Raw genomic sequence first — 22,706 nt, 5'->3', positions numbered from 1 at the left:
GGAAACTCGGCCAGGCGAAGGAAAACAACGGCGTCCTGCTGCTGGTGGCGCCGAACGACCGCAAGATGCGCATCGAGGTCGGCTATGGCCTGGAAGGCACGCTGACCGACCTGCACACCAAGCTGATCATCGAAAACGACATGGTGCCGGCCTTCCGCGCCGGCGATTTCTCCGGCGGCATAGAAAAGGCCGTCGACGACATGGTGATGGTGCTGGAAGGCAATCCGGAAGAACTGGAAGCGCGCGGCAAGCGCAATCCCGCCGATAACAGCACTTCCATCGATCCCATCGTGGCGGTGTTCCTGATCCTGTGGGCGACGATGTTCTTCGGTGGGCTGGCGATGGCGTTCCTGCCGCCGATGTTCGGCACAAAGCTGTCGCCGGGCGTGTACAAATGGCTGGGCATGACGTTTCGTTACGGTCGCGGACCGAGCGGGTCCTCGGGCCGCAGCGGCTGGACAACGGGTTCGTCGTCGGGCAGCGGCTGGTCGTCGGGAAGTTCGAGCAGTGGCTGGTCTTCGGGGTCAAGCAGCAGTGGCGGGTTTTCCGGCGGCGGCGGCTCATCCGGTGGTGGCGGTTCTTCAGGAAGCTGGTGAGACAGATCATGGCAACACGACCAATCAGCCCGCAGGATCATGAGCGCATCGCGACCGCGATCCGCGCCGCCGAATCGAAAACCGACGGCGAAATCTACTGCGTCGTGGCGCATGCCAGCGACGGCTATTTCTTCCCGGCCGCCTTCATGGCGACCGTGGGCATGCTGATCGTCAGCCTGGCCGTCGGCTATGGGCTGGAAGCCTGGTGGCTGTCGATCCGGCTGCCGCATTTCGTCCTCGCCCAGCTCCTGGCGCTGGCCTGTGTGCTGGCCTTGTTGTGGGCGCTGCCCGGCCTGCGCATCCATCTGGTGCCGAGGCGGCTGCGCTATCAGGCGGCGCATGCCAACGCGATCAAGCAGTTCCTCGCCCGCAACGTCCACCGCACCACGGCGCGCACCGGGGTTCTGGTCTTCGTCTCCATCGCCGAGCGCTATGCCGAAGTGGTCGCCGACTCGGGCATCGACGCCAAGGTCGGCCAGCATGTCTGGGATGGCGTTGTGCGCGACCTTACGGCGCATGCCGGCGACGACCGGCTTGCCGACGGCTTCGTCAAGGTGATCGAGAGGGTGGGGGCGGTGCTGGCCGAGCATTTCCCGGTCACGGTGGGTGACAGCAACGAACTGGACGACCATCTGGTCGAAATCTGAGTTCTTCCAGAGGGACTTCGAAGGCACCTCGCTGATGCGACGATCGCCTGTGAGAAAGCCGGCGGCGGGCCGCCCGGACTCTTGCAATCGGGCGATGCGGGTTTATGGTTAACAAATCATGAATACGCTGACCATCGACATCAGGAAGGCCGACCCGCGCGATGCCAGCGCCATCGCCGAGGTGCATCTGGAGGCCTGGCGCGGCGCCTATTCCGGCATTATTCCGCACCGCACCCTGACATCGATGATCAACCGCCGCGGCGCCGACTGGTGGGCGAATGCGATTCGCCGCGCCGCCACCGTTCTGGTGGTCGAAATCGGCGGCAAGATCGCCGGCTATGCGACGATCGGCAAGAACCGGGCCCGCGAACTGCGCCAGCAGGGCGAAATCTACGAATTGTACCTGCGCCCGGAATATCAGGGCATCGGGCTTGGCAGCCGGCTGTTCGCGGCGGCCAGGGCGCGTCTGGCCGATCATGGGCTGAAAGGCATGGTGGTTTGGGCGCTGGAAGACAACCAGAACGCGCTTGCCTTCTATGCCGGCGCCGGCGGCCGCGATGTCGCCGAGGGCGTCGAGATCTTCGAGCAGAAAGCGCTGAAGAAGGTCGCTTTCGTCTGGGAATGACAGCCCGGCTTTTCGGCCGCCCGCGTCTTCCGATCGTACCCAGCACCATTCGCCGCATTGCACCATGGCGCGCCGCCCGCTATCGATCTCTCATCAAAAGAGGGACAAAGCCATGCGCATTGAAGCCATAGCCAGTGGAAAGAATCCGCCTGAGGACGTCAACGTCATCATCGAGGTGCCGATCGGCGGCGAGCCGATCAAGTATGAGATGGACAAGGAGGCCGGCACGCTGTTCGTCGACCGCTTCCTGCACACCTCGATGCGCTACCCCGGCAATTACGGCTTCGTGCCGCACACGCTGTCGGGCGACGGCGATCCGATCGACGTGCTGGTCTGCAACACACGCGCGCTGGTGCCGGGCTGCGTCATCAACGTGCGGCCGATCGGCGTGCTGATCATGGAAGACAATGCCGGCCAGGACGAGAAGATCATCGCCGTGCCGTCGCCGAAGCTGACGCTGCGCTACGAGAACGTCACCGAATACACCCAGCTGCCCGACATCACGCGCCAGCAGGTGCAGCACTTCTTCGAGCACTACAAGGATCTCGAGCCCGGCAAATGGGTCAAGATCGAAGGCTGGCACGATTCCAAATATGCCAAGAAGATGATCGTCGACGCGATCGAGCGGGCCAAGGCGGGCAAGTAGCCCGCCGTGCTCAGTTATCCACCCGGCCGAAAGCCGGCACGTTGCCGATGACGGTGTGCCTGTCCTTGCCGCAGGCGAAGGTTCGCGCCTTGTCGTCGGCAAGCTTGCGCGCCTGATCGTTGGCGCCTGGATTGCCGGTGGCAAGCACCAGGCCGACGGTGCAGCCGTCGCGGGCCCCCATCTGGCCGACCTTGGCGACGAGCAGTACCTCGGTCGGTTTTTTTTCGTCATCCGCGTTGCTGATCGAGCGGCGATGGATGACGGCAAAGGGCACCGCAGTCTCGCCCTTGGTCTCGATGCGCCATTCGATCTTGGCTCCGGATGAATTGAAACCGGAAAAGCTCTCCCAGACCGTTGTCATGTCGCCGCCGGGCGGAAAACCGTAGAACAGCGATTCACGAGCATCGTCGTAGGCGATCAGCACGGGATAACCGCGAAAACCCGAACAGGCGAGTTGGGCCCAGTCGCCGTCGCCTTCCTCGGCCTGCGCGTAGGTCACGCAATCCTTCTTCGAGTCGAGATCGGTGTAGGCGCTTGCAATGCCATCGGCGTGTGCGGCCTGGCAGAAGCCGGCGAGGGTGAGCGAAATCAGCAGGCTACGCATCGCGGACATCTCCGTTGCAGGGCATCGCAGCGTAGCGCCAAATGCTATTTCTTCAAGCTGGCTTCAATCAGCAGATCGGCGTTGCGGGCGACCGACTGGGCCGGGCCGCCGAGCCCGAACAACTGGCCGCTGATATAGGCGCCTTCGATCAGGAGCAGCAGGCCGTCGCCCAGCGTGTCAGGGTCTTGCGCGCCCATCGCAACCGCCATGGCGCGTAGGCGGCGGCGCAATTCCTGCTTGTTGGCCTCGCTGACCACGCGGGCCGGATGGCTGTGGTCGGGATATTCGACCGCCGCATTGGTCATGCCGCAGCCGCGATAGTCCGCCACTTGCGTGCGCTTGCCGATGCGGGTCAGGAAGGCCTTGAGCTGCGCGCGCGGGTCGCCGGGATGAGCGGCGACCGCCTCGTCGAAACGCTCCCAGTATTCAAGATCGTATTGCCTGAGATAGGAAGCGGCCAACTCATCCTTGGACGGAAAGCTGCGATAGAGGCTGGGCTTGGTGACGCCGGCGCGTTTGACGATCTCGTCGACGCCGATCGCCCTGATGCCGCGCCGGTAGAACAGATCATAGGCCACATCGAGTATCTTCTTGGCGGCTTTCGGCGGCGCCGATGCATGACCGTCGCTGATGGTCAGATCAATATTTTTGTCCGTTGGCATCGTGTGACTCGATTGACAATGTTACCGATCGGTACGTATACCTGTCCGCACCCTGTAACGTACCGGTCAGTAACATGATAACTCAATCTCGTCCCTTTGGCCAGCGCTACGCCTTCGTCGTGGTCGGCATCATCTTTCTCTGCCTGCTGGTCGCGGCCGGCCTGCGGTCCGCACCCGCCGTCATGATGCTGCCGCTGGAGAATAGCTTTGGCTGGCGGCGCGACGTCATCTCGCTGGCCGCTGGTGTCGGCATCCTGCTTTACGGTCTCACCGGTCCATTCGCCGCGGCGCTGATGGAGCGCATCGGTCTACGGCGCACGCTGCTCGCCTCGCTTATGGTGATGTCGGGCTCTACCGCCCTCAGCCTGCTGATGACCAAGCCCTGGCATCTGTTCATCACCTGGGGCGTGTTCTCGGGCATCGGTTCCGGCGCTGTCGCCAGCGTGCTCGGCGCCACCATCGTCAATCGCTGGTTCAAGACCAATCGCGGCCTTGTCATGGGATTGATGTCGGCCTCCAGCGCATCGGGCATGCTGGTGTTCCTGCCGCTGATCGCCGCGTTGGCGCAGTCGGGCGGCTGGCAGCCGGTCGTCATTGCGGTGGCGATCGCCACCGCGGCCCTGATACCGCTGGTCTGGCTGCTGGTGCCGGAGCGGCCGGCCTCGATCGGCATGGTGCGCTACGGCGCCGATGCCGACGACCTGCCGCCGGCTCCGCCCGCGTCACAGGGCAATTTCCTCGCGCATACGTTCTCGACGCTGCGCCGCGCCGCCGGCACGCGGGTGTTCTGGTATCTGTTCGCCACCTTCTTCGTCTGCGGCTTCACCACCAACGGGCTGGTCGGCACGCATCTGATCGCCTTCTGCGGCGACATGGGCATCGGCGAGGTGCAGGCCGCCGGCCTGCTGTCGATGATGGGCATTTTCGACCTGATCGGCACGACGCTGTCGGGCTGGCTCACCGACCGCTACGATCCGCGCAAGCTGCTTGGCGTCTATTACGGCATTCGTGGCCTGTCGCTGATCTACCTGCCCTATTCCGGCTTCTCGGCGACCAGCCTGATCATCTTCGCCGTGCTCTACGGCCTCGACTGGATCGCCACTGTGCCGCCGACGCTAAGGCTCGCCAACGAGGCGTTCGGCGATCGCAGCGGACCGATCGTGTTCGGCTGGATCGTCGCCGGCCACCAGATCGGTGCGGCGACCGCGGCGGCTTTCGGCGGCACCATGCGCGAATTGCAAGGCAATTACGAACTGGCCTTCCTGATTGCCGGCATGACGGCGATTGCCGCCGCCTGTATCTCGCTGCTGATCAATACAAATCGCCCGGCGTTTGATCCGGAGCCGCAAGCGGCTTGAGCTGCTCTTCCCTTCTCCCCTTGTGGGTCCCACAAGGGGAGAAGGGAAGATGTGGTTGTTACCAAAACTTCATCGTCCCGAGATGCGCCTGAAACATTGACGCTGGACCTTGGTGGCACCGTTCAAGCCATCCAGGAAACAGCCATGAACAAGCTTTCGATGACCCGCCGCGCCTTCGTCACGTCCGCCAGCGCCATTGGCCTGGCCGGGGTCTCGAGCCTGGCGCTGCCATACTATTCGCGTGCCAATCAGCGGCCGGCCTTCACCCATGGCGTCCAGTCGGGCGATGTCGACGCCATCAGCGGCATGGTGTGGACGCGCACCGACCGCCCGTCGCGCGTCATGTTCGAGGTGTCGTCGACGGAGAGTTTCGCCAATGCGACGCGCCTGGCACCGCTCGATACATCACCGGCCAGCGACTATACGGTCAAGCGGCTTCTCACCGACCTCGCTTCCGATCAGGACATCTTCTACCGCATGACGTCAGCCGATCTAGCCGACATCAACGCCGTTTCCGAGCCGATCACAGGTCGCTTCAGGACGGCGCCGGCGTCGAAGCGCGACATCCGCTTTGCCTGGTCGGGCGACACAGCCGGCCAGGGCTGGGGCATCGACGAGACCGGCATGAAGACCTACGCCACGATCGGCAGGCACACGCCCGATTTCTTCCTGCATTCGGGCGACACCATCTATGCCGACGGCGCCATGAAGGACGAGGTCGACCTGCCCGGCGGCGGCAAGTGGAAGAACGCCGTGCTGATCGACGGCAAGCGCAAGGTCGCCGAGACGCTGGACGAATACCGGGACCAATGGAAATACAACATGATGGACAGGAACGTGCTCGGCCTGAGCGCCATCTGCCCGACCTTCTACCAGTGGGACGACCACGAAGTTCTGAACAACTGGTCGGACTCGAAGGACCTCAGCGCCGACAATCGCTACACGGAGAAGTCCATCCACGTGCTGGCGGCCCGTGCGGCGCGCGCCTTCCACGAGATGACGACGATCCGCTACGAGCCGTCCGAGCCCGGCCGCGTCTATCGCAAAATCGCTTACGGGCCGCTGCTCGACGTGTTCTTCCTCGACATGCGGTCCTATCGCGGCCCCAACGGTCCGGACATGCAAGATGAGATGACACCGCAATCGCGCATACTGGGCGAACAGCAGACGAAATGGCTGAAGCGCGAACTGGCGAATTCGAAGGCGACCTGGAAAATCATTGCCGCCGACATGCCGCTCGGCCTCGTCGTCTGGGACGACGGCGCCAAGAAAGTCGGTGCCGAAGCGGTCAGCAATGGCGATAGTGGCTTGCCAAAGGGACGCGAGCTCGAGATCGCCGACCTGCTGCGCTTCATCAAGAACGCCGGCATCAGCAACACAGTCTGGCTGACCGCCGACGTGCATTACACGGCCGCCCACCACTACAACCCGGACAAGGCGCGGTTCCAGGATTTCAATCCGTTCTGGGAATTCGTCTCGGGCCCGATCCATGCCGGCACGTTCGGCCCCAATGATTTTGACATGACATTCGGGCCGGAGCTGAAGTTCATCAAGGCGCCGACCGCCGAACAGGGTCAGAACCTGCCGCCATCGGCGGGCCTGCAATTCTTCGGGCTAGTCGATATTTCAGGCGCCAGCGAGCAGATGACGGTGCGGCTGATGGATCGCGACGACAACGAACTCTACAAGGTGACGCTCGACCCGGTGCGGTCGGCGTAAGCGCGCGGTCTGTTGGAAAAGCGTCCCGGACGCCCGCCACGTCTTAGTCTGGGTAGCAGACCATTGGAATGTTCGGCCAGACGGCGCTGTCGCAGTTGGCGGTATCCTGCCTATGCTTGAAGGAGGCGCTGACCGGGCCGGTCACCATCGGGTCGACACCGTCGGGTGCGTCGGCGAAGACCTGCTCGGCTGTCTGCGTGCCGGACTGCGCGACGGGGCGCGTCTCGCGCAGCGTCGCGGCCGACTGCGCGGCGTTGGCGGCCAGCAGGATTGCAAAGGCCGCGGACGCGATGAGTGGCCAAAATCGGTTGAGTTTATCGGTCATGATTTTCGAACTGCCCGGACCCGGAAAGGTTCCCGCCTTGGTTAACAAAATCATCTCACACGCGGATGCTTAAGATTTGATGAGTATTTGGTGGCGCGCCTCCTCTTTCGCAACTGCGAAAAACCCTGTATGAGCCGCGCAACCGAAAGAGGCAGCGCCTTTTGGCCTGCTGCCTGCAACGCTTCCGAGACCAGAACATGAAAATCCGTAATATCGCGATCATCGCGCACGTCGACCATGGAAAAACCACCCTCGTCGACCAATTGCTCCGCCAATCCGGCTCCTTCCGGGACAACCAGCGTGTCGCCGAACGCGCCATGGATTCCAACGACCTCGAAAAGGAACGCGGCATCACCATCCTGGCCAAGGCGACCTCGGTCGATTGGAAGGACACCCGCATCAACATCGTCGACACCCCCGGCCACGCCGATTTTGGCGGCGAGGTCGAACGCATCCTGTCGATGGTGGACTCAGCCATCGTGCTGGTCGACGCGGCCGAAGGGCCGATGCCGCAGACCAAATTCGTCGTCGGCAAGGCGCTCAAGGTCGGCCTGAAGCCGATCGTCGTCATCAACAAGATCGACCGTCCGGACGCCCGCCATGTCGAAGTGGTCAACGAGGTGTTCGACCTGTTCGCAGCGCTCGACGCCACCGACGAGCAGCTCGACTTCCCGATTCTGTACGGTTCGGGCCGTGACGGCTGGGTTTCGGAAAACCCGGAAGGACCGAAGGACCAGCAGCTGGCGCCGCTGTTCGACCTCGTCATCAAGCATGTGCCGGCGCCGACCGTGCATCCCGGCCCGTTCCGCATGATCGGCACCATCCTGGAAGCCAATCCGTTCCTCGGCCGCATCATCACCGGCCGCATCGAATCAGGCACGTTGAAGTCCAACCAGCCGGTCAAGGTGCTGCACCATGACGGCACGCTGGTCGAAACCGGCCGTATCTCCAAGATCCTCGCTTTCCGCGGCCTTGAGCGCCAGCCGATCGAAGAAGCCCAGGCGGGCGATATCGTCGCCATTGCCGGCCTGTCGAAAGGCACCGTCGCCGACACGTTCTGCGATCCGGCGGTGAGCGAGCCGCTGCATGCGCAGCCGATCGATCCGCCGACCGTGACCATGTCCTTCCTCGTCAATGACAGTCCGCTGGCCGGCACCGAAGGCGACAAGGTGACCAGCCGCGTCATCCGCGACCGCCTGCTGCGCGAGGCCGAAGGCAATGTCGCGCTGAAGATCGAGGAATCGCCCGACAAGGATTCGTTCTTCGTCTCCGGCCGCGGCGAATTGCAGCTGGCCGTGCTGATCGAGACGATGCGCCGCGAAGGCTTTGAAATCGCCGTGTCGCGTCCGCGCGTCGTCATGCAGAAGGGCGAAAATGGCGAGCTTCTCGAGCCGGTCGAGGAAGTCGTCATCGACGTCGACGAGGAGCATGCCGGCATCGTCGTGCAGAAGATGTCGGAGCGCAAGGCAGAGATGGTCGAACTGCGTCCGTCCGGCGGCAACCGCCAGCGCATCGTCTTCCACGCGCCGACGCGCGGCCTGATCGGCTACCAGTCGGAACTGTTGACCGACACGCGCGGCACCGCCGTGATGAACCGGCTGTTCCATGCCTATGAGCCCTACAAGGGCGAATTGCCTGGCCGCACCAACGGTGTGCTGATCTCCAACGAGCAGGGCGAGGCGGTGGCCTACGCCATGTGGAACCTGGAAGACCGCGGCCCGATGGTCATCGACCCGGGCGTCAAGGTCTATCAGGGCATGATCATCGGCATCCACAGCCGCGACAACGATCTCGAAGTGAACGTGCTCAAGGGCAAGAAGCTGACCAACATCCGCGCCGCCGGCAAGGACGAGGCGGTGAAGCTGACCCCGCCGATCCGCATGACGCTGGAGAAGGCCTTGGCCTGGATCCAGGACGACGAACTGGTCGAAGTGACGCCGAAGACGATCCGGCTGCGCAAGCTCTATCTCGACCCGAACGAGCGCAAGCGCTTCGAGAAGTCGGCCAAGGCGGTCGGCGCGGCATAAGCTTCTTTATTTCCAAAGAGGGGGCGGAGCAAACCAATGCTCCGCCCCCTCTTTCGTTCATCCACCGGCAGCCGACATAATGTCGTCCTGGTCTACTTCACCGGCCAGATCCATGCGGATGGTCATTCCCTGGCGGGCCGGCTTGCGCAAGGCTTTGGCACCGTCGGGATGAACGACCAGCAATCGTCGCTCTTCCAGCGCTTGAAGCCGTGATCGCGAGATGCCGAGTTCGCCGGCGAGCAGCCGATCGAGTCGCAGCGACGTCGGTATTTCGAGGCCAAGCTGGAGCTCCAGCGCGGTTGCCGTCTCCCTTGCGCCGCCAAGCCTGCGCTTGTGAACGGCGACATCGGGAAATTCCTCGAGGCGCCCGATCCGGTTTCGCAGCGCGACGACATCGAAGGCATGGCGGCGGGCCAGTCCCGGATCGTTGCTTTCGAGCGCCCGCAGCCAAGCAGGCTCGATGTCGCGGCGGTTACAGCGCTCGAAAATGCCGAAATTCCAGGAATTGTCGCAGTCGATGCAGCGGTAGATCAGCCAGACATCGATGCGCTTGCCGTTGGCGTTGACGCGGAATTTCCCGCTGCTGCAATAGGCTTTCACAGTGCCGCAGCGATTGCAGTTGATGAGCGGTCGCGGTGCGATTTTGGGCGCGATAGCCCAGTGGATGCGCAGAGTGCCGGACATGCCGATAAGCCCTTCCCGTCGGGAAGTTCATCAGGCCGGCGATGTCGAGATGCCCATGCGGGCACGGCGTGGCGATAGGCTGCGGTTTTTGGAAATCGGGTGTCACGGGCAAAAGCCGCGCGACGCGGTTCAGCAGTGCCAAACCGGTCTCGAACCGCCGCCCAGAGGAACACATGAAAATGAAAACAGACACCGCGAATGCGGCGTCATGCAGTGTGTCGGGGGAGTTGACGAGACCGGCGGTTACGTAGGCAAAGTGAAGCTCAAAATTGTTTCGCGGCAGCACTTCTAGCCGCGAGATGCAGGCCGGGCAAGGGGTTCGGCAGTTGATGCATAACAAGAGTCGCACAGTTGCTGATGTCGGCGCCGCCCCTCATCGCCCTGCCGGGCACTTCTCCCCGTATAGTGACCTATTGGATTCACACATCTTTCTGCGGCGGCTAAAGAAACGTGAAATCAAAGACTTAAGTGAGGGCGATGTCGTCATGATCCCTTGGCGGCGCTAGTGTGTGAATGCCATAGGTATAGTGACGGGGAGAAGGACGGCTTCGCAAAGGATTTCGCCAATCTCCAACGTTGCGGAAAAGATGCCAAGGTTGCGGCCAGCCCCCTTCTCCCCGTCACTATACGGGGAGAAGATGCCGGCAGGCAGATGAGGGGCGGCGCAAACGCCTCTTCAGAGGCGAAATTTCGCTGCCAAATCGCCGTCGATCGGCTATCCTTCGCTCTCTAACGTTGAAGGCCCTGGCCATGCACCTCACATCGCTCCTGATCTTCGCCGCCGCCTTGTTCGTTGCCGCCGGCTCGCCCGGTCCATCGATCGCGGCGCTCGTCGCGCGCGTCATTTCGAAAGGCTTCCGCGACGTGTTCCCGTTCCTGCTTGCCATGTGGATCGGCGAGGGCATCTGGCTGTCGCTGGCGGTATTCGGGCTGGCCGTGGTGGCGCAGACCTTCCATTTCGCCTTTGTCGTCGTGAAATGGGTCGGCGTCGCCTACCTCGCCTACCTTGCCTGGAAGATGTGGACCGCACCTGTCGACGCGAAAGAGGGCGAGATGCCGCGCGAGGATTCTCCGGCAAAGCTGTTCTTCGCCGGCATGGCGGTAACGCTCGGCAATCCCAAGATCATGATGTTCTATCTGGCGCTGCTGCCGACCATCATCGACCTCGCTTCGGTCAGCATCGTCGGCTGGGTCGAGTTGACGGCGACCATGGCCGTGGTGCTTGTCGCCATCGATCTGGCCTGGGTGCTCGCCGCATCACAGGCGCGCAAGCTCCTGAAGAGCAAGCGCGCCATGAAGATCGCCAACCGCATCAGCGCCACGACGATGGCCGGCGCGGCCGCGGCGATCGCGGCGCGGTCATAACCCGTCACATCATCTCAATGATGGGCGCGATCTCGACGCTGAAACCCGGGTCCATCAGGATCGGGCAATCCTTGGCCTTGGCTACGGCATCGTCGATATCTTTCGCTTCGACGATCGTGTAGCCGGCAGTCGGATTGCTGCCGCCATTGTTCTCGACCTTGCCGCCGGGTAGCACCATCTTCGACATGCCGACCGGATTGCCGCCGTCGACCACGGCCGAGCCGAGCTTGCCATACCAGCCGTTCCAGGCGTCCATTGCCGCTTTCCGCTCGGCCTCGTCGGTCGGCATCTTGCCCGAGCCATGATAGACGTAGAGATACTTCGCCATGTTCTCCTCCCTTGGTGAGCGGCATCGAACCGGCATGCGGTCATGCCGCCTGCCGATCATCGGACCAAACCGGCAAACAAGCAATGAGAATGCGAGACAGCTAATATAAGGCCCAGTCGGGTTGCAGCCGCCAGCCTCACCGCGCCATAGCGTGATATTCGTCGTTTGGCCGCATATCGATCGCCGCGGCCACCCGGTTCGACATGTTGAAGAAGGCCGCGGTCGAGGCGATGTCCCAGATGTCGCGATCGGTGAAGCCGGCCTTGCGAAGTGCTGCCCGATCGGCCTCGACAATCTTCGCCGGCTCCTCGGTCAACTTGACGGCGAATTCGAGCATTGCGGTCTGCTTGGGCGAAAGATCGGCGGCGCGGAAATTCATCACCATCATTTCGCCGAGCGCCGGGTCGCCGGACAACTGGCGTACCGCCGCGCCATGGGCGGTCAGGCAATAGTAGCAATGATTTATCGAAGAGACGGCGACCGCGATCATCTCCCGCTCCAGCTTCGACAGGCCGGATTCTCCGAGCATCAAATCGTTGTACATGTCGGTGAAAGCACGCAGCTTCTTGTCATCGAAGGCGTAGGCGCGCAGCACGTTGGGGACGAGGCCGAGCTTCTCCTCGCATTTGGCGAAATAGGTCTTTGTCGCCTCGCTCAGATCTCCCGAGGCAAGGTCAAGCGCGGTGATTTTGCCAGTCATGGGTCATTTCTCCTCGTTGGACGGCGTCTTGTTGCGGAATTCCGATATTTCTTTGCAAGCCGTCAAACCTTTGTCGCCAAACAGCGGTCATCTGCTACCATAGTCGTAAAAGCATTGACGGGAGGGAAGTGCCTCATGGCCAGCGTGAAATCCGCGAGCAAGCCGAAGAAAAAAACCACGGCAGCGACAAAAGCGGAGGAAAGGCCAGCCAGGCTCGCCGACTATCTGCTCGCCCGCGCGCCGGCTGAAGATCTCGCCGCCTATGAAATGGCCGATCTCGAACGCGCCGCCGATCTCGCCGGCCAGGCAATCGCCGTTCACAAGAAAGGCGAGTGCGTCGTCGCCGTCGACGCCGATTCCGGCGTTGTCCGAGACGGCCGCCCGGTGACGGTCATCACGGTCGTCAACGACAACATGCCGTTCCTGTTCGATTCCATCCTTGGCGAAATCACCGAGACGTCAGGCGAGCCGATGCTGGTCACCCATCCGGTCATCGTGGTTCGTCACGGCAAAGGCGGTGTGGAAGAGATCCTCGGCGACGGCAATTTCGCCAAGGATGACGGCAGCCACGACCGGCTGAGCGTCATCCATGTCCACATACCGCGGCTGACCGCGGAGCAGGCGAGCGGATTGACCGAGCGGTTGCGCAAGACGCTCCGCCAGGTTCATGCCGCCGTCCACGACTGGAGACCGATGCTGGCCCGCCTCGATCAGGCGATTTCCGAATTCCGCTATTCGGCGGTGCCGCTCGACAAGAAAAGCGTTGCCGAGGCGATCGCTTTCCTCGAGTGGCTGCGCGACGACAATTTCACCTTCCTCGGCATGCGCGAGTTCAAATACACCGGCGGCGAGGAGAGCGGCACACTGGAGCGCGCCGACAAGGCCGGCCTCGGCATCCTCGCTGATCCCGATGTGCTGGTGCTCAGGCGCGGCACCGAAGCGGTGACGACAACGCCGGAGATCCGCGCCTTCCTGCATGGGCCGGAGCCGCTGATCGTCACCAAGGCCAATGCCAAGTCTTCCGTGCATCGCCGCATCTATCTCGATTACATCGGCGTCAAGACCTACACCGCCAAAGGCACGCTGGCGGGCGAATTGCGCATGGTCGGCCTGTTCACCTCGACCGCCTACACGCGCTCGGTGATGAAGATCCCTTATCTCCGGTCAAAGGCCGAAACCATCATCGCCAAGTCCGGCTTCGACCGGCACGACCACTCCGGCAAGGCGCTGATCAACGTTTTGGAGAGCTATCCGCGCGACGAATTGTTCCAGGTGCCGGTGCCGATCCTGAGGAAGCACGCCGCCGCCATTCTCGGTCTGGTCGAGCGGCCGCGGGTCCGGGCGCTGGTGCGCGCCGACCAGTTCGACCGCTTCGTCTCGATCCTCGTCTTCGTGCCGCGCGACCGTTACGACAGCGTGGTGCGCGAGAAGATCGGCCTCTATCTGAAAACCGTGTTCGAGGGCCGGCTGTCGGCCTACTACCCGGCATTCCCCGAAGGCGGGCTGGCGCGCGTGCACTTCATCATCGGCCGTTCCGGCGGCAAGACGCCGAAGGTCGAGCAAGCGACGATCGAAGCCGCGATCCGCGACATCGTGCGTACCTGGGAAGATGCGCTTTCAGATGCGGCGGAGGCCAATGGCGCCGACCAGATGTTGAAGAGCATCGCCGCGCGGCTGCCGGAAAGCTACCGCGATTCGTTTAGCGCGGCGGTAGCGCTGGCCGATGCCGGGCGCATTGCCAAAATCAGCGCCGGCAATCCGATCGCCATCAACTATTATCGCCATGGCGAGCAGAAGCCGCACCAGGCAGCGCTGAAGATCTATCACCACGGCAGCCCGGTGGCGCTGTCGCGGCGCGTGCCGGTGCTGGAAAACATCGGCTTCCGCGTCATCAGCGAACGCACCTTCGAAGTCGGTGACGGCCAGTCCGGCCAGATCAGTAGCGGTCAGCCCGGCATGATCAATAGTGATCAGCCCGGCATGATCAGTAGTGATCAGCCAGGCCGGGTCTTCATCCACGACATGGAGCTGGAGAACAGCTACGGCAAGCCAATCGATCTGACCGATGGCGGGGCGCTGTTCGAGGACGCGTTCTTGTCCGTCTGGCGCGGCGACGTCGACAATGACGGCTACAATGGCCTTGCCCAGACCGCGGGCCTGTGGTCGGGCGAGATCACCGTCCTGCGCGCCTATGGCCGCTATCTGCAGCAGGTTGGCATTCCGCAAAGCCAGGATTTCATCGCCGCCGCGCTCAATCGCTATCCCGATATCGCGCGCGGCCTGCATGCGCTGTTCATCGCCAGGCTTGGCCCGACAGCCGAGACCGAAGGCGTGGTGGCGGCAAAGCACCTCAAGGCAAAGATCAAGGACGCGCTGGAAGACGTTCCCAACATCGACGACGACACCATCATCCGGCGCTATCTCAATCTGATCGAAGCCTCGCTGCGCACCAATCATTTCGTTGCCGATACGAAAGAGAAAGGCCAGTCGCTGGCGATCAAGCTCGATTCGCATGCGGTGGAAGGCTTGCCGGCGCCGCGGCCGTGGCGGGAGATCTTCGTCTACGGTTCTGAAGTCGAGGGCCTGCATCTGCGCTTCGGTCCGGTGGCGCGCGGCGGCCTGCGCTGGTCGGACCGCGCCCAGGACTATCGCACCGAGGTGCTCGGCCTGGTCAAGGCGCAGCAGGTCAAGAATGCCGTCATCGTGCCGGTCGGCGCCAAAGGCGGCTTCTACCCGAAGAAGCTGCCGATGACCGCCGGCCGTGACGCGATCTTCGAGGCCGGCACCTCGGCCTACAAGAACTTCGTCTCCAGCCTGCTGTCGATCACCGACAATATCGGCCTCGAGGGTGTCATCCCGCCGGCCGGCGTCGTGCGCCGCGACCCGGACGATCCGTATTTCGTCGTTGCCGCCGACAAGGGCACGGCGACCTTCTCCGACATCGCCAACGCCATCAGCGAGCAGCACGGCTTCTGGCTCGACGACGCTTTCGCCAGCGGCGGCTCGGCCGGCTACGACCACAAGAAGATGGGCATCACCGCCAAGGGCGCATGGGAAGCCGTCAAGCGGCATTTCCGAGAGATCAACCGCGATATCCAGACCTCGCCTTTCACTGTCGTCGGTGTCGGCGACATGTCGGGCGACGTGTTCGGCAACGGCATGCTGTTGTCGCCGAAGACCCGGCTGATCGCCGCCTTCGATCATCGCGACATCTTCATAGATCCCGATCCGGATATGGCCGCGTCGATGGCCGAACGCGAGCGCATGTTCGCTCTCCCCCGCTCGAGCTGGCAGGACTACGACAAGACCAAACTGTCGGAAGGCGGCATCGTCGTCTCGCGCAACCAAAAGTCGATCACCCTGCCGGCTGCGGCGGCGGCAGCGATCGGCCTTGGCAAGACGACCGCCACGCCGGTCGAGATCATGACCGCCATCCTGAAGGCGCCGGTCGATCTTCTGTGGTTCGGCGGCATCGGCACGTATTTGCGAGCATCGACCGAGACCAATGCCGAGGTCGGCGACCGCGCCAACGATGCCATCCGCGTGACCGCGCTGGACGTGCGCGCCAAGGTGATCGGCGAGGGTGCCAATCTCGGCGTCACCCAGCGGGCGCGCATCGAGTTCGGCATGAACGGAGGCCGTTGCAATTCCGACGCCATCGACAATTCCGGCGGCGTCAACTGCTCCGACGTCGAGGTCAACATCAAGATCGCGCTGGCGTCAGCCATGCGCAAGGGATCGTTGACGCGCCCTGCTCGCAACAAGCTGCTGGCCGAGATGACGGACGAGGTCGGCTCGCTCGTCCTGTCCAACAACTACCAGCAGACGCTGGCACTTTCGATCGCCCGCAAGCGCGGCCTCGCCGACATCGCGCATCAGAGCCGTTTCATGACGGCGCTGGAGGCGCGCGGCCTGCTCGACCGCGCCGTCGAGACGCTGCCGTCGCCGGCGGCACTCGCCGAGCGCGAAGCGCGCGGCGAACCGCTGACCAGGGCCGAGCTCGGTGTGCTGCTCGCCTATGCCAAAATCGTGCTGTTTTCCGACATCGTCGCCAGCGACGTGCCGGACGACGCGCATTTCGACCGCGACCTGATGGGTTATTTTCCCGACCGGATGGCGAAGAAATACGCCGCCGAAATCCACGGCCACCGGCTGCGCCGCGAGATCATTACGCGCGTCGTCGCCAACGATCTGGTCAATCGCGGCGGCCCGTCCTTCGTCAACCGGCTGCAGGAGGCCACGGGGCGCACCGCTGCCGACGTGGTGCGGACCTTCGCGGTGGTGCGCGACGGTTTTGCCTTGCCGGCGCTCTATCGCGAGATCGACGCGCTCGACAACCAGATCGATGGCCAGGTGCAGCTCGATCTCTATCAGATGGTCAGCCGGCTGATCTATGTGACCAGCGGCTGGTATCTGAAGAACGATGTCGGCACGGCAGCCCTTGGCCAGCGCATCGCCGAACTGCTGGAAGCCCGCAAGGCGCTGGAGCCTAGGCTCGTTTCGCTGCTGCCGGCCTTCTCGCGCGAGCGGATCGAGGAGAAGCGGCACGGGCTGTTCAAGAGCGGCGCGCCGGAACGGCTGGCCGAGCAGCTGGCGCTGAGCGAGGTGGCGGAACTCATCCCCGACATCGCGCTGACGGCGCGCACCGCCGGCGCCGACATCGTCGCGGCGGCCACAGCATTCTTCGCCGTGAGCGATGCCTTCCGCATCCCGCGTGTCGAGGACGCGGCACGCTCGATCACGCCGTCGGACTATTACGACCAGCTGGCGCTTTCGCGCGCCACCGACATGATCGGCGCCGCGCGGCGCGGCATCGCGGTGGCGGCACTCACCGGTCATGCCAAGACGGCCGATCCGGTGGCGGCCTGGCTGGAAGCTGGCGGCGAGCGGGTGGCGCGCATCCGCGAGCGGCTGCAGGCGCTGACCGAAGGCGGCGACATCACCGTGTCGCGGCTGTCGGTCGCTTCCGGGTTGATGAGCGACTTGACGGGGATGTGAGTTGGTTTGTTTTCACCCGGCTGTCGCCACCTTTTCCCCGCATAGCGACGAGGGAAGGGATTCGGCCGCAATGCTGGCTTTCTCGCGACGCCGATGATTGGCGAAACCGTCAATGACGACGTCTTTCTCTCCGTCGCTATACCGGGAGAAATGCCCGACAGAGCCATGAGGGCGGCGCAATGCTTGATATTTGCATGAATGCTGGAAAAATGCAGACATGGCGCCCGATACGGGCACGGCCGGGGGAATCATCATGGCGGTAGAGGCGGTGCAGCGCGCGTCTGGACGTGGTATCTGGGGATGGATGCTGTTCGACTGGGCCGCGCAGCCGTTCTTCACGGTCATCACCACCTTCATCTTCGGGCCGTACTTCGTCTCACGCATGGCGAGCGATCCGGAAACCGGCCAGGCGGCCTGGGGTTACGGCATTGCCGCGGCGGGCCTGGTCATCGCCGTGCTGTCGCCGATCCTGGGCTCGATCGCCGATCAGACCGGCCCACGCAAGCCGTGGATTGCGTTCTTCGCCGCGGTCAAGGTCACCAGCCTTAGCCTGCTTTGGTTCGCGGCTCCCGGTTCGAACCTTTTCCTGGTCGTGTTCTTGTTCTCGCTGGCGTCGGTCGCGGCCGAGTTTTCGACCGTGTTCAACGATTCGATGATGCCGCGCCTGGTGCCGAAGAGCGAGATCGGACGGATTTCCAACATGGCGTGGGGCCTTGGATATCTCGGCGGCATGATCGCGCTGATCTTCGTGGTCGCCTGCATGGCCGGTTCGCCGGAGACGGGCAAGACGATCATCGGCATCGACCCGCTGTTCGGGCTCGACCCGAAACTCGGCGAGGACGCCCGCGCCACCGGGCCGCTGTCGGCCGGCTGGTACTTCCTGTTCATCCTGCCGATGTTCTTTTTCACGCCCGACGCCCTCAAGGGCCTGCCGATCGGCCCGGCGGTGCGAGAGGGGTTGGCTGAGCTGAAAGTAACACTGGGTGAGGTGCGCAAGCGCAGCGGTATCTTCCGCTTCCTTGTCGCCCGCATGATCTATCAGGACGGCGTCAACGCGCTGCTGGCGCTGGGTGGTACGTTTGCGGCTGCAATGTTCCATTGGTCGATCACCGAGATCGGCATTTTCGGCATCATTCTCAATGTCGTCGCCATCTTCGGCTGCCTGGTTGCAGCCCGTCTCGACACGGCGCTTGGTTCAAAAACCATCGTGATGATCTCACTGGTCCTGCTCGGCATCGCCACGATCGGCATCGTCTCGACCGGACCGGGTTACACTTTGTTCGGCCTCTGGATGATGCCCGGACCAGACAGCGGCGGCCTGTTCGGTACGACGGCGGAAAAGGCCTACATCTTCTTCGGCCTGTTGATTGGCGTGGCTTTCGGGCCGGTGCAGGCGTCGTCGCGTTCCTACATGGCGCGCAGCGTTACCGCCGCCGAATCCGGCCGCTATTTCGGAATTTATGCGCTTGCCGGGCGGGCGACCAGTTTCCTGGCGCCGTTCATGGTCGCGTCCGTCACCTTGGCCAGTGGCTCGGCGCGCCTCGGAATGGCGGTGATCGTGCTGTTCCTTGGGCTCGGCATGGCGATCCTGGTCAAGACGCCCTATCCGGCGGATCGACCGGCGGAGTGAGTTTACCCTCCCCCATGTGGGGACGGTACAAACGCCCAGCCGAGCCGGGGGGGGGGGCGGGGGCGGCGCCCCCCGCCCGCGGCGCCGCCCCCACCCCGTCTCACGAATTTTGCTTCGCAAAAATCGTTCACCGACCCTCCCCACAAGGGGGAGGGTAAGGTACTCAATGCCGGAAATGCCTCACGCCCGTAAAGACCATGGCGATGCCATGCTCGTCGGCGGCGGCGATGACGTCCTTGTCGTTCATCGAGCCGCCAGGCTGGATTACGGCAGTGGCGCCCGCGGCGATGGCGGCCAGCAGTCCGTCGGCGAAGGGGAAGAAGGCGTCGGAAGCGACGACCGAGCCCTTGGTCAGCGGTTCGGCAAGGCCCGCAGCCTCGGCGGCGTCGAGCGCCTTGCGCGCGGCGATGCGTGAGGAATCGACCCGGCTCATCTGGCCGGCGCCGATGCCGACGGTGGCGCCATCCTCGACGTAAACGATGGCGTTGGACTTGACGTGCTTGGCGACGCGGAAGGCGAATTTGAGGTCGTCCATTTCGGCCGATGTCGGCGCGCGCTTGGTCACCACCTTCAACTCAAGGTCGTCGACGACGGCATTGTCGCGGCCCTGGACCAGCAGGCCGCCGGCGACGGATTTGACCGTCGTACCAGGCGTGCGCGGGTCCGGCAGGCCACCGGTGACCAGCAGGCGCAGGTTTTTCTTTGCCGCCACGATTGCCGCTGCCTCGTCGGTCGCGCCGGGCGCGATGATCACCTCGGTGAAGGTCTTGACGATTTCTCCGGCGGCGTCGGCGTCGAGAATGCGATTCACAGCGACGATGCCGCCGAAGGCCGAGACCGGATCGCAGGCCAGCGCCTTGGCGTAGGCCGCCTTCAGCGAGGTGCCTTCGGCGACGCCGCACGGGTTGGCGTGCTTGATGATGGCAACCGCGGCGGAACGGTCGGGATCGAATTCGCCGGCCAGTTCGAAGGCGGCGTCGGTGTCGTTGATGTTGTTGTAGGAGAGCTGCTTGCCCTGCAGCTGGCGTGCCGTGGCGACGCCGGGCCGCTTGTCGCCATTGAGGTAGAAGCCGGCGCTCTGATGCGGGTTCTCACCGTAGCGCATTACCTCGACCAGCTTGCCGCCAAAGGCGCGCCAAGTCGGGTGCTCGATCTCGAGCGCTTCGGCAAACCAGCCGGAGATCGCCGCGTCATAGGTGGCGGTGCGGGCAAAGGCTTTGGCCGCCAGTTTCTTGCGGAAATCCAGCGACAGCGAGCCGATGTTCAGCTCCAGCGCGTTCAGCACCGAGGCGTAGTCGCCGGGATCGGTGACGATGGCGACATAGGCGTGGTTCTTGGCCGAGGCGCGGATCATTGCCGGTCCGCCAATGTCGATGTTCTCGACGATCGATGCGTAATCGGCGCCGGAGCGGCGGACCTCCTCGAACGGATAGAGATTGGAGACCACGAGATCGATCGGCTCGATGCCGTGTTTGCGCATTGCAGCCGCATGATCCGGGTCGTCGCGCACGCCAAGCAGCGCGCCATGCACGTTGGGATGCAAGGTCTTGACCCGTCCATCCATGATCTCGGGAAAACCGGTGAGCTCGGAGACGTCGCGCACAGCAAGGCCGGCTTCGGCGATTGCCTTTGCCGTGCCGCCGGTCGAGACCAGCTCGACGCCGGCCGCCGCCAGCGCCTTGGCGAAATCGATGAGGCCGGTCTTGTCGAAGACGGAGAGCAGGGCGCGACGCACCGGAACGAGGTCAGGTGCTGGAATGTTCTTGGCGGCGACGGCCATGGGCTGGCGGCCTTTCACGGCTGGTGTGATGGATGCCGCGCCCGTAGCACATGCCATCGGGAAATCAAACCGGAAGCGGCGCCTGTCTCTTTGTTTTGCCGCATGGTGTTTGTCCGAAAGGTCCGCAACTTTCGGCATCATGCTCGACACGATCAGTTGATTTCCGGGTAACCGGCGATGCTGGTGCGCGTCAGTTGCCAGTGGACTTCGGCGACTTCCGAGGCCTTGAAGGCAAGCACGATCTGGCGGCTGCGGCGCGGGCCGCCAAGACCGGCGAAATAGATCGATTCCTCGACCTCCGGCACCACCTCGGTGCACGTAAATACCCAGGTGTCGGCCTGATCGACGGTCATCACCAGGCGATCATGCTCGTCCTGCAGCAGGTTGATGTCGGGGTGGACGTGGAAGCGGACGGTGACGAAGTCGCGGCCGTTGTTGCGGATCGCCGCATTGCCGGGCCGCTGGAAGCGGTCCCTGCCGGCCAGCACATTGCCGTTCGAGGACAGCTTCAGTTCGCGCTCATGCAGGAAGCCGAAGCGCGGGACATAACCGTCATGGCGGGCGATGAACCCCTGAACGCCCTTCTGATCGATGCGCTTGCACTGCACATGCTGGGGGCCGCCGATCAGCGGCGAACCGAGCAGGTCGTTGACGCGCAGCGAATGGCTGAAGCGTGCCGACGAGGTGTCGTTGATGGTGGCGGTCGAGTGCGCGGCCGTGGCGCGCGCCAGCGGCCGGAATTCAGCCGCGCCATAGGTGTCGATGCCGGCATTGACGATATAGTGCTGGCGCCCGGACGACAGTTCGAAGGCGAGGCAGCTGGCATGTGCGGCGTTGGACACGTCGATCGGCGGCGGCAGGCCGGTGTCGGCGATAACCGTCACGCCCCCCATCGACAGGCGCTCATAGCCGGAATGCGGCGCATGCAGCAGTGGCGCGCCGGCGGTGTCGTCGTGGCGAAGGATGGTGGCGATGCGGTCGTGGATGGTGGCGCCCATGCCGTTGAAGCGAGCGAGGCTGCCGTCCTGATGGCGGAAGAAGCGCAGCGCCGGCAGCATGCGGTCGATGGCGCCGATCAGCGCCTGCGGCGGCGTTTCCGCCTGGTTGGCATAGGTTTGCCGCAGCGGCAGAAGGTCGGCGAGGATTTCCAGGACGACCATCGGATTGCGCGAAATATGCCCGCCGTCGGCGAGGATCTGGCGGTCGAGTTCCGCGGCAAGGTTGCGGGTCGCGCCGCGCAGCGCCGATGCCGGTGCCGGCAGGGACAAAGCGGCGAAGGCGAGCGCGATGCGGGCGCGCAGCCTGTCCTTGCCGTCCGGCATCTCACGCGCCATCGACCTGAGGTAGCGGATCTGGACGGCGAGCGATTTCAGGAAGGCGCGGTAGAAGGGGAACTCGGCCCCCTGCAGCACGACGGGGGAGTGCTGCAGCCAGGCGATGATGCGCTTGGCGGCGGTGCCGGGCTCCCAGGCGACGCCGGAAATGTGGCTACCATGCATGACGATCCAGTCGGAAACCAGGGCGCGGGCATTGGCGGCGGCAAGCTCCGTACCGGCGGCGCGCATGTGGCGCAGCCAGCGAAACCCGTGCAGCGTTTTCTGCCAGCCATGATTGGGCACGTTGATCTGGAAAGGTGACTTGCCGCCGGTTTCGACCAGATGCCCAGACAGGGGATAGCGACCGTAGTAGATTTCGAGTGCGATCTGTGGGTCGGCGAGGCGCAGGTCCGGCGGTGCGATCAGCACACGTTCCGGCGTGCGGCCGGAATAGCGCCAGCGGTAGACCGGCCCGGCACGCAGGCGCCGGCGCGTTTTGCGCCAGAACTCCTTCGCGACAAGCGTCCACAGACGCGTCGTGCTGCTGGCAGCAAGTGCCAAAACCCCTCCTGATCGTCCATTACCCCGACGCCGAGTTTACATGATTGCAGGACTCGTGCGAAGGCGAATTCCATGGGACGCCGCCGGTTCACCCGGTTTTGCCCCCGATCATCGCTAAAAAGCCAGTAAATCCGG

General features: G+C 63.7%; 18 protein-coding genes. 10 read left to right on the top strand and 8 right to left on the bottom strand.

Annotated elements, in window-relative coordinates:
- The 4 genes from NKG99_RS05780 to ppa all read left to right on the top strand — a co-directional run.
- Positions 1-596, top strand: a 596-nt coding sequence (locus NKG99_RS05780) for a TPM domain-containing protein (RefSeq protein ID WP_352865121.1), incomplete at its 5' end; no start/stop codon positions are given.
- Between the two features lie 8 nt (positions 597-604).
- A complete protein-coding gene (locus NKG99_RS05775) occupies positions 605-1,243 on the top strand; it encodes a TPM domain-containing protein (RefSeq protein ID WP_352865118.1) in 639 nt (212 codons plus the stop codon).
- 118 nt (positions 1,244-1,361) lie between these two features.
- Entirely contained in the window at positions 1,362-1,868 is a 507-nt protein-coding gene (locus tag NKG99_RS05770; RefSeq protein ID WP_056586049.1) for a GNAT family N-acetyltransferase, read from the top strand.
- Between the two features lie 112 nt (positions 1,869-1,980).
- On the top strand, positions 1,981-2,514 hold the full coding sequence (ppa, locus tag NKG99_RS05765; protein WP_352865116.1) for an inorganic diphosphatase: 534 nt from the start codon (positions 1,981-1,983) through the stop codon (positions 2,512-2,514).
- 10 nt (positions 2,515-2,524) lie between these two features.
- Here the strand turns inward: ppa and NKG99_RS05760 are convergent, their stop codons facing one another.
- Both NKG99_RS05760 and NKG99_RS05755 read right to left on the bottom strand, forming a co-directional pair.
- On the bottom strand, positions 2,525-3,118 hold the full coding sequence (locus NKG99_RS05760) for a hypothetical protein (RefSeq protein ID WP_352865114.1): 594 nt from the start codon (positions 3,116-3,118) through the stop codon (positions 2,525-2,527).
- A 44-nt stretch (positions 3,119-3,162) separates the two neighbouring features.
- Entirely contained in the window at positions 3,163-3,780 is a 618-nt protein-coding gene (locus NKG99_RS05755; RefSeq protein WP_352865112.1) for a TetR/AcrR family transcriptional regulator, read from the bottom strand.
- Positions 3,781-3,854: 74 nt separating this feature from the next.
- On the opposite strand from NKG99_RS05755, the gene NKG99_RS05750 reads away from it, so the two are divergent.
- Together NKG99_RS05750 and NKG99_RS05745 are read left to right on the top strand one after the other, a co-directional pair.
- On the top strand, positions 3,855-5,138 hold the full coding sequence (locus NKG99_RS05750; protein ID WP_352865110.1) for an MFS transporter: 1,284 nt from the start codon (positions 3,855-3,857) through the stop codon (positions 5,136-5,138).
- 144 nt (positions 5,139-5,282) lie between these two features.
- Complete coding sequence (locus NKG99_RS05745; RefSeq protein WP_352865107.1) at positions 5,283-6,857, top strand: alkaline phosphatase D family protein; 1,575 nt, start codon at positions 5,283-5,285, stop codon at positions 6,855-6,857.
- Between the two features lie 43 nt (positions 6,858-6,900).
- On the opposite strand, the gene NKG99_RS05740 is transcribed toward NKG99_RS05745, so the two are convergent.
- The gene (locus NKG99_RS05740) at positions 6,901-7,182 is read right to left on the bottom strand and encodes a hypothetical protein (protein ID WP_352865104.1); all 282 of its coding nucleotides are present in this window, start codon (positions 7,180-7,182) and stop codon (positions 6,901-6,903) included.
- A gap of 197 nt (positions 7,183-7,379) precedes the next feature.
- Between NKG99_RS05740 and typA the strand changes: the two genes are divergently transcribed.
- The gene (gene typA, locus NKG99_RS05735; RefSeq protein ID WP_352865101.1) at positions 7,380-9,209 is read left to right on the top strand and encodes a translational GTPase TypA; all 1,830 of its coding nucleotides are present in this window, start codon (positions 7,380-7,382) and stop codon (positions 9,207-9,209) included.
- Positions 9,210-9,266: 57 nt separating this feature from the next.
- On the opposite strand, the gene NKG99_RS05730 is transcribed toward typA, so the two are convergent.
- On the bottom strand, positions 9,267-9,893 hold the full coding sequence (locus tag NKG99_RS05730) for a DUF1062 domain-containing protein (RefSeq protein WP_352865099.1): 627 nt from the start codon (positions 9,891-9,893) through the stop codon (positions 9,267-9,269).
- A 750-nt stretch (positions 9,894-10,643) separates the two neighbouring features.
- Here NKG99_RS05730 and NKG99_RS05725 point away from each other — a divergent pair.
- Positions 10,644-11,258 carry a LysE family translocator gene (locus tag NKG99_RS05725; protein WP_352865097.1) on the top strand — a complete coding sequence of 205 codons (615 nt, stop codon included), beginning with the start codon at positions 10,644-10,646 and terminating at the stop codon, positions 11,256-11,258.
- A gap of 4 nt (positions 11,259-11,262) precedes the next feature.
- Here NKG99_RS05725 and NKG99_RS05720 read toward each other — a convergent pair whose 3' ends face one another.
- Both NKG99_RS05720 and NKG99_RS05715 read right to left on the bottom strand, forming a co-directional pair.
- On the bottom strand, positions 11,263-11,586 hold the full coding sequence (locus NKG99_RS05720; RefSeq protein WP_352865095.1) for a YciI family protein: 324 nt from the start codon (positions 11,584-11,586) through the stop codon (positions 11,263-11,265).
- Between the two features lie 136 nt (positions 11,587-11,722).
- On the bottom strand, positions 11,723-12,286 hold the full coding sequence (locus tag NKG99_RS05715) for a peroxidase-related enzyme (RefSeq protein ID WP_352865092.1): 564 nt from the start codon (positions 12,284-12,286) through the stop codon (positions 11,723-11,725).
- 135 nt (positions 12,287-12,421) lie between these two features.
- On the opposite strand from NKG99_RS05715, the gene NKG99_RS05710 reads away from it, so the two are divergent.
- The gene (locus NKG99_RS05710) at positions 12,422-17,284 is read left to right on the top strand and encodes an NAD-glutamate dehydrogenase (RefSeq protein WP_352865089.1); all 4,863 of its coding nucleotides are present in this window, start codon (positions 12,422-12,424) and stop codon (positions 17,282-17,284) included.
- Positions 17,285-17,537: 253 nt separating this feature from the next.
- Positions 17,538-18,914, top strand: coding sequence for an MFS transporter (locus NKG99_RS05705; protein WP_352865138.1), 1,377 nt, complete (start codon positions 17,538-17,540; stop codon positions 18,912-18,914).
- A gap of 163 nt (positions 18,915-19,077) precedes the next feature.
- On the opposite strand, the gene purH is transcribed toward NKG99_RS05705, so the two are convergent.
- Both purH and NKG99_RS05695 read right to left on the bottom strand, forming a co-directional pair.
- The gene (gene purH / locus NKG99_RS05700; protein ID WP_352865086.1) at positions 19,078-20,694 is read right to left on the bottom strand and encodes a bifunctional phosphoribosylaminoimidazolecarboxamide formyltransferase/IMP cyclohydrolase; all 1,617 of its coding nucleotides are present in this window, start codon (positions 20,692-20,694) and stop codon (positions 19,078-19,080) included.
- A 152-nt stretch (positions 20,695-20,846) separates the two neighbouring features.
- Positions 20,847-22,571, bottom strand: coding sequence for a heparinase II/III family protein (locus NKG99_RS05695; RefSeq protein WP_352865083.1), 1,725 nt, complete (start codon positions 22,569-22,571; stop codon positions 20,847-20,849).
- Positions 22,572-22,706 lie beyond the last annotated feature (135 nt).

The organism is Mesorhizobium sp. M1409, from assembly GCF_040317535.1.
In the GTDB taxonomy this organism is placed as follows: domain Bacteria; phylum Pseudomonadota; class Alphaproteobacteria; order Rhizobiales; family Rhizobiaceae; genus Mesorhizobium.
The sequence above is the reverse complement of the archived record's forward strand: the minus strand, read 5'-3'. Positions and strand labels throughout refer to the sequence as shown.

Coding starts and splice junctions, on each gene's coding strand:
- NKG99_RS05775 (WP_352865118.1), top strand. CDS start 605: ATGGCAACACGACCAATCAGCCCGCAGGATCATGAGCGCATCGCGACC.
- NKG99_RS05770 (WP_056586049.1), top strand. CDS start 1,362: ATGAATACGCTGACCATCGACATCAGGAAGGCCGACCCGCGCGATGCC.
- ppa (WP_352865116.1), top strand. CDS start 1,981: ATGCGCATTGAAGCCATAGCCAGTGGAAAGAATCCGCCTGAGGACGTC.
- NKG99_RS05760 (WP_352865114.1), bottom strand. CDS start 3,118: ATGCGTAGCCTGCTGATTTCGCTCACCCTCGCCGGCTTCTGCCAGGCC.
- NKG99_RS05755 (WP_352865112.1), bottom strand. CDS start 3,780: ATGCCAACGGACAAAAATATTGATCTGACCATCAGCGACGGTCATGCA.
- NKG99_RS05750 (WP_352865110.1), top strand. CDS start 3,855: ATGATAACTCAATCTCGTCCCTTTGGCCAGCGCTACGCCTTCGTCGTG.
- NKG99_RS05745 (WP_352865107.1), top strand. CDS start 5,283: ATGAACAAGCTTTCGATGACCCGCCGCGCCTTCGTCACGTCCGCCAGC.
- NKG99_RS05740 (WP_352865104.1), bottom strand. CDS start 7,182: ATGACCGATAAACTCAACCGATTTTGGCCACTCATCGCGTCCGCGGCC.
- typA (WP_352865101.1), top strand. CDS start 7,380: ATGAAAATCCGTAATATCGCGATCATCGCGCACGTCGACCATGGAAAA.
- NKG99_RS05730 (WP_352865099.1), bottom strand. CDS start 9,893: ATGTCCGGCACTCTGCGCATCCACTGGGCTATCGCGCCCAAAATCGCA.
- NKG99_RS05725 (WP_352865097.1), top strand. CDS start 10,644: ATGCACCTCACATCGCTCCTGATCTTCGCCGCCGCCTTGTTCGTTGCC.
- NKG99_RS05720 (WP_352865095.1), bottom strand. CDS start 11,586: ATGGCGAAGTATCTCTACGTCTATCATGGCTCGGGCAAGATGCCGACC.
- NKG99_RS05715 (WP_352865092.1), bottom strand. CDS start 12,286: ATGACTGGCAAAATCACCGCGCTTGACCTTGCCTCGGGAGATCTGAGC.
- NKG99_RS05710 (WP_352865089.1), top strand. CDS start 12,422: ATGGCCAGCGTGAAATCCGCGAGCAAGCCGAAGAAAAAAACCACGGCA.
- NKG99_RS05705 (WP_352865138.1), top strand. CDS start 17,538: ATGGCGGTAGAGGCGGTGCAGCGCGCGTCTGGACGTGGTATCTGGGGA.
- purH (WP_352865086.1), bottom strand. CDS start 20,694: ATGGCCGTCGCCGCCAAGAACATTCCAGCACCTGACCTCGTTCCGGTG.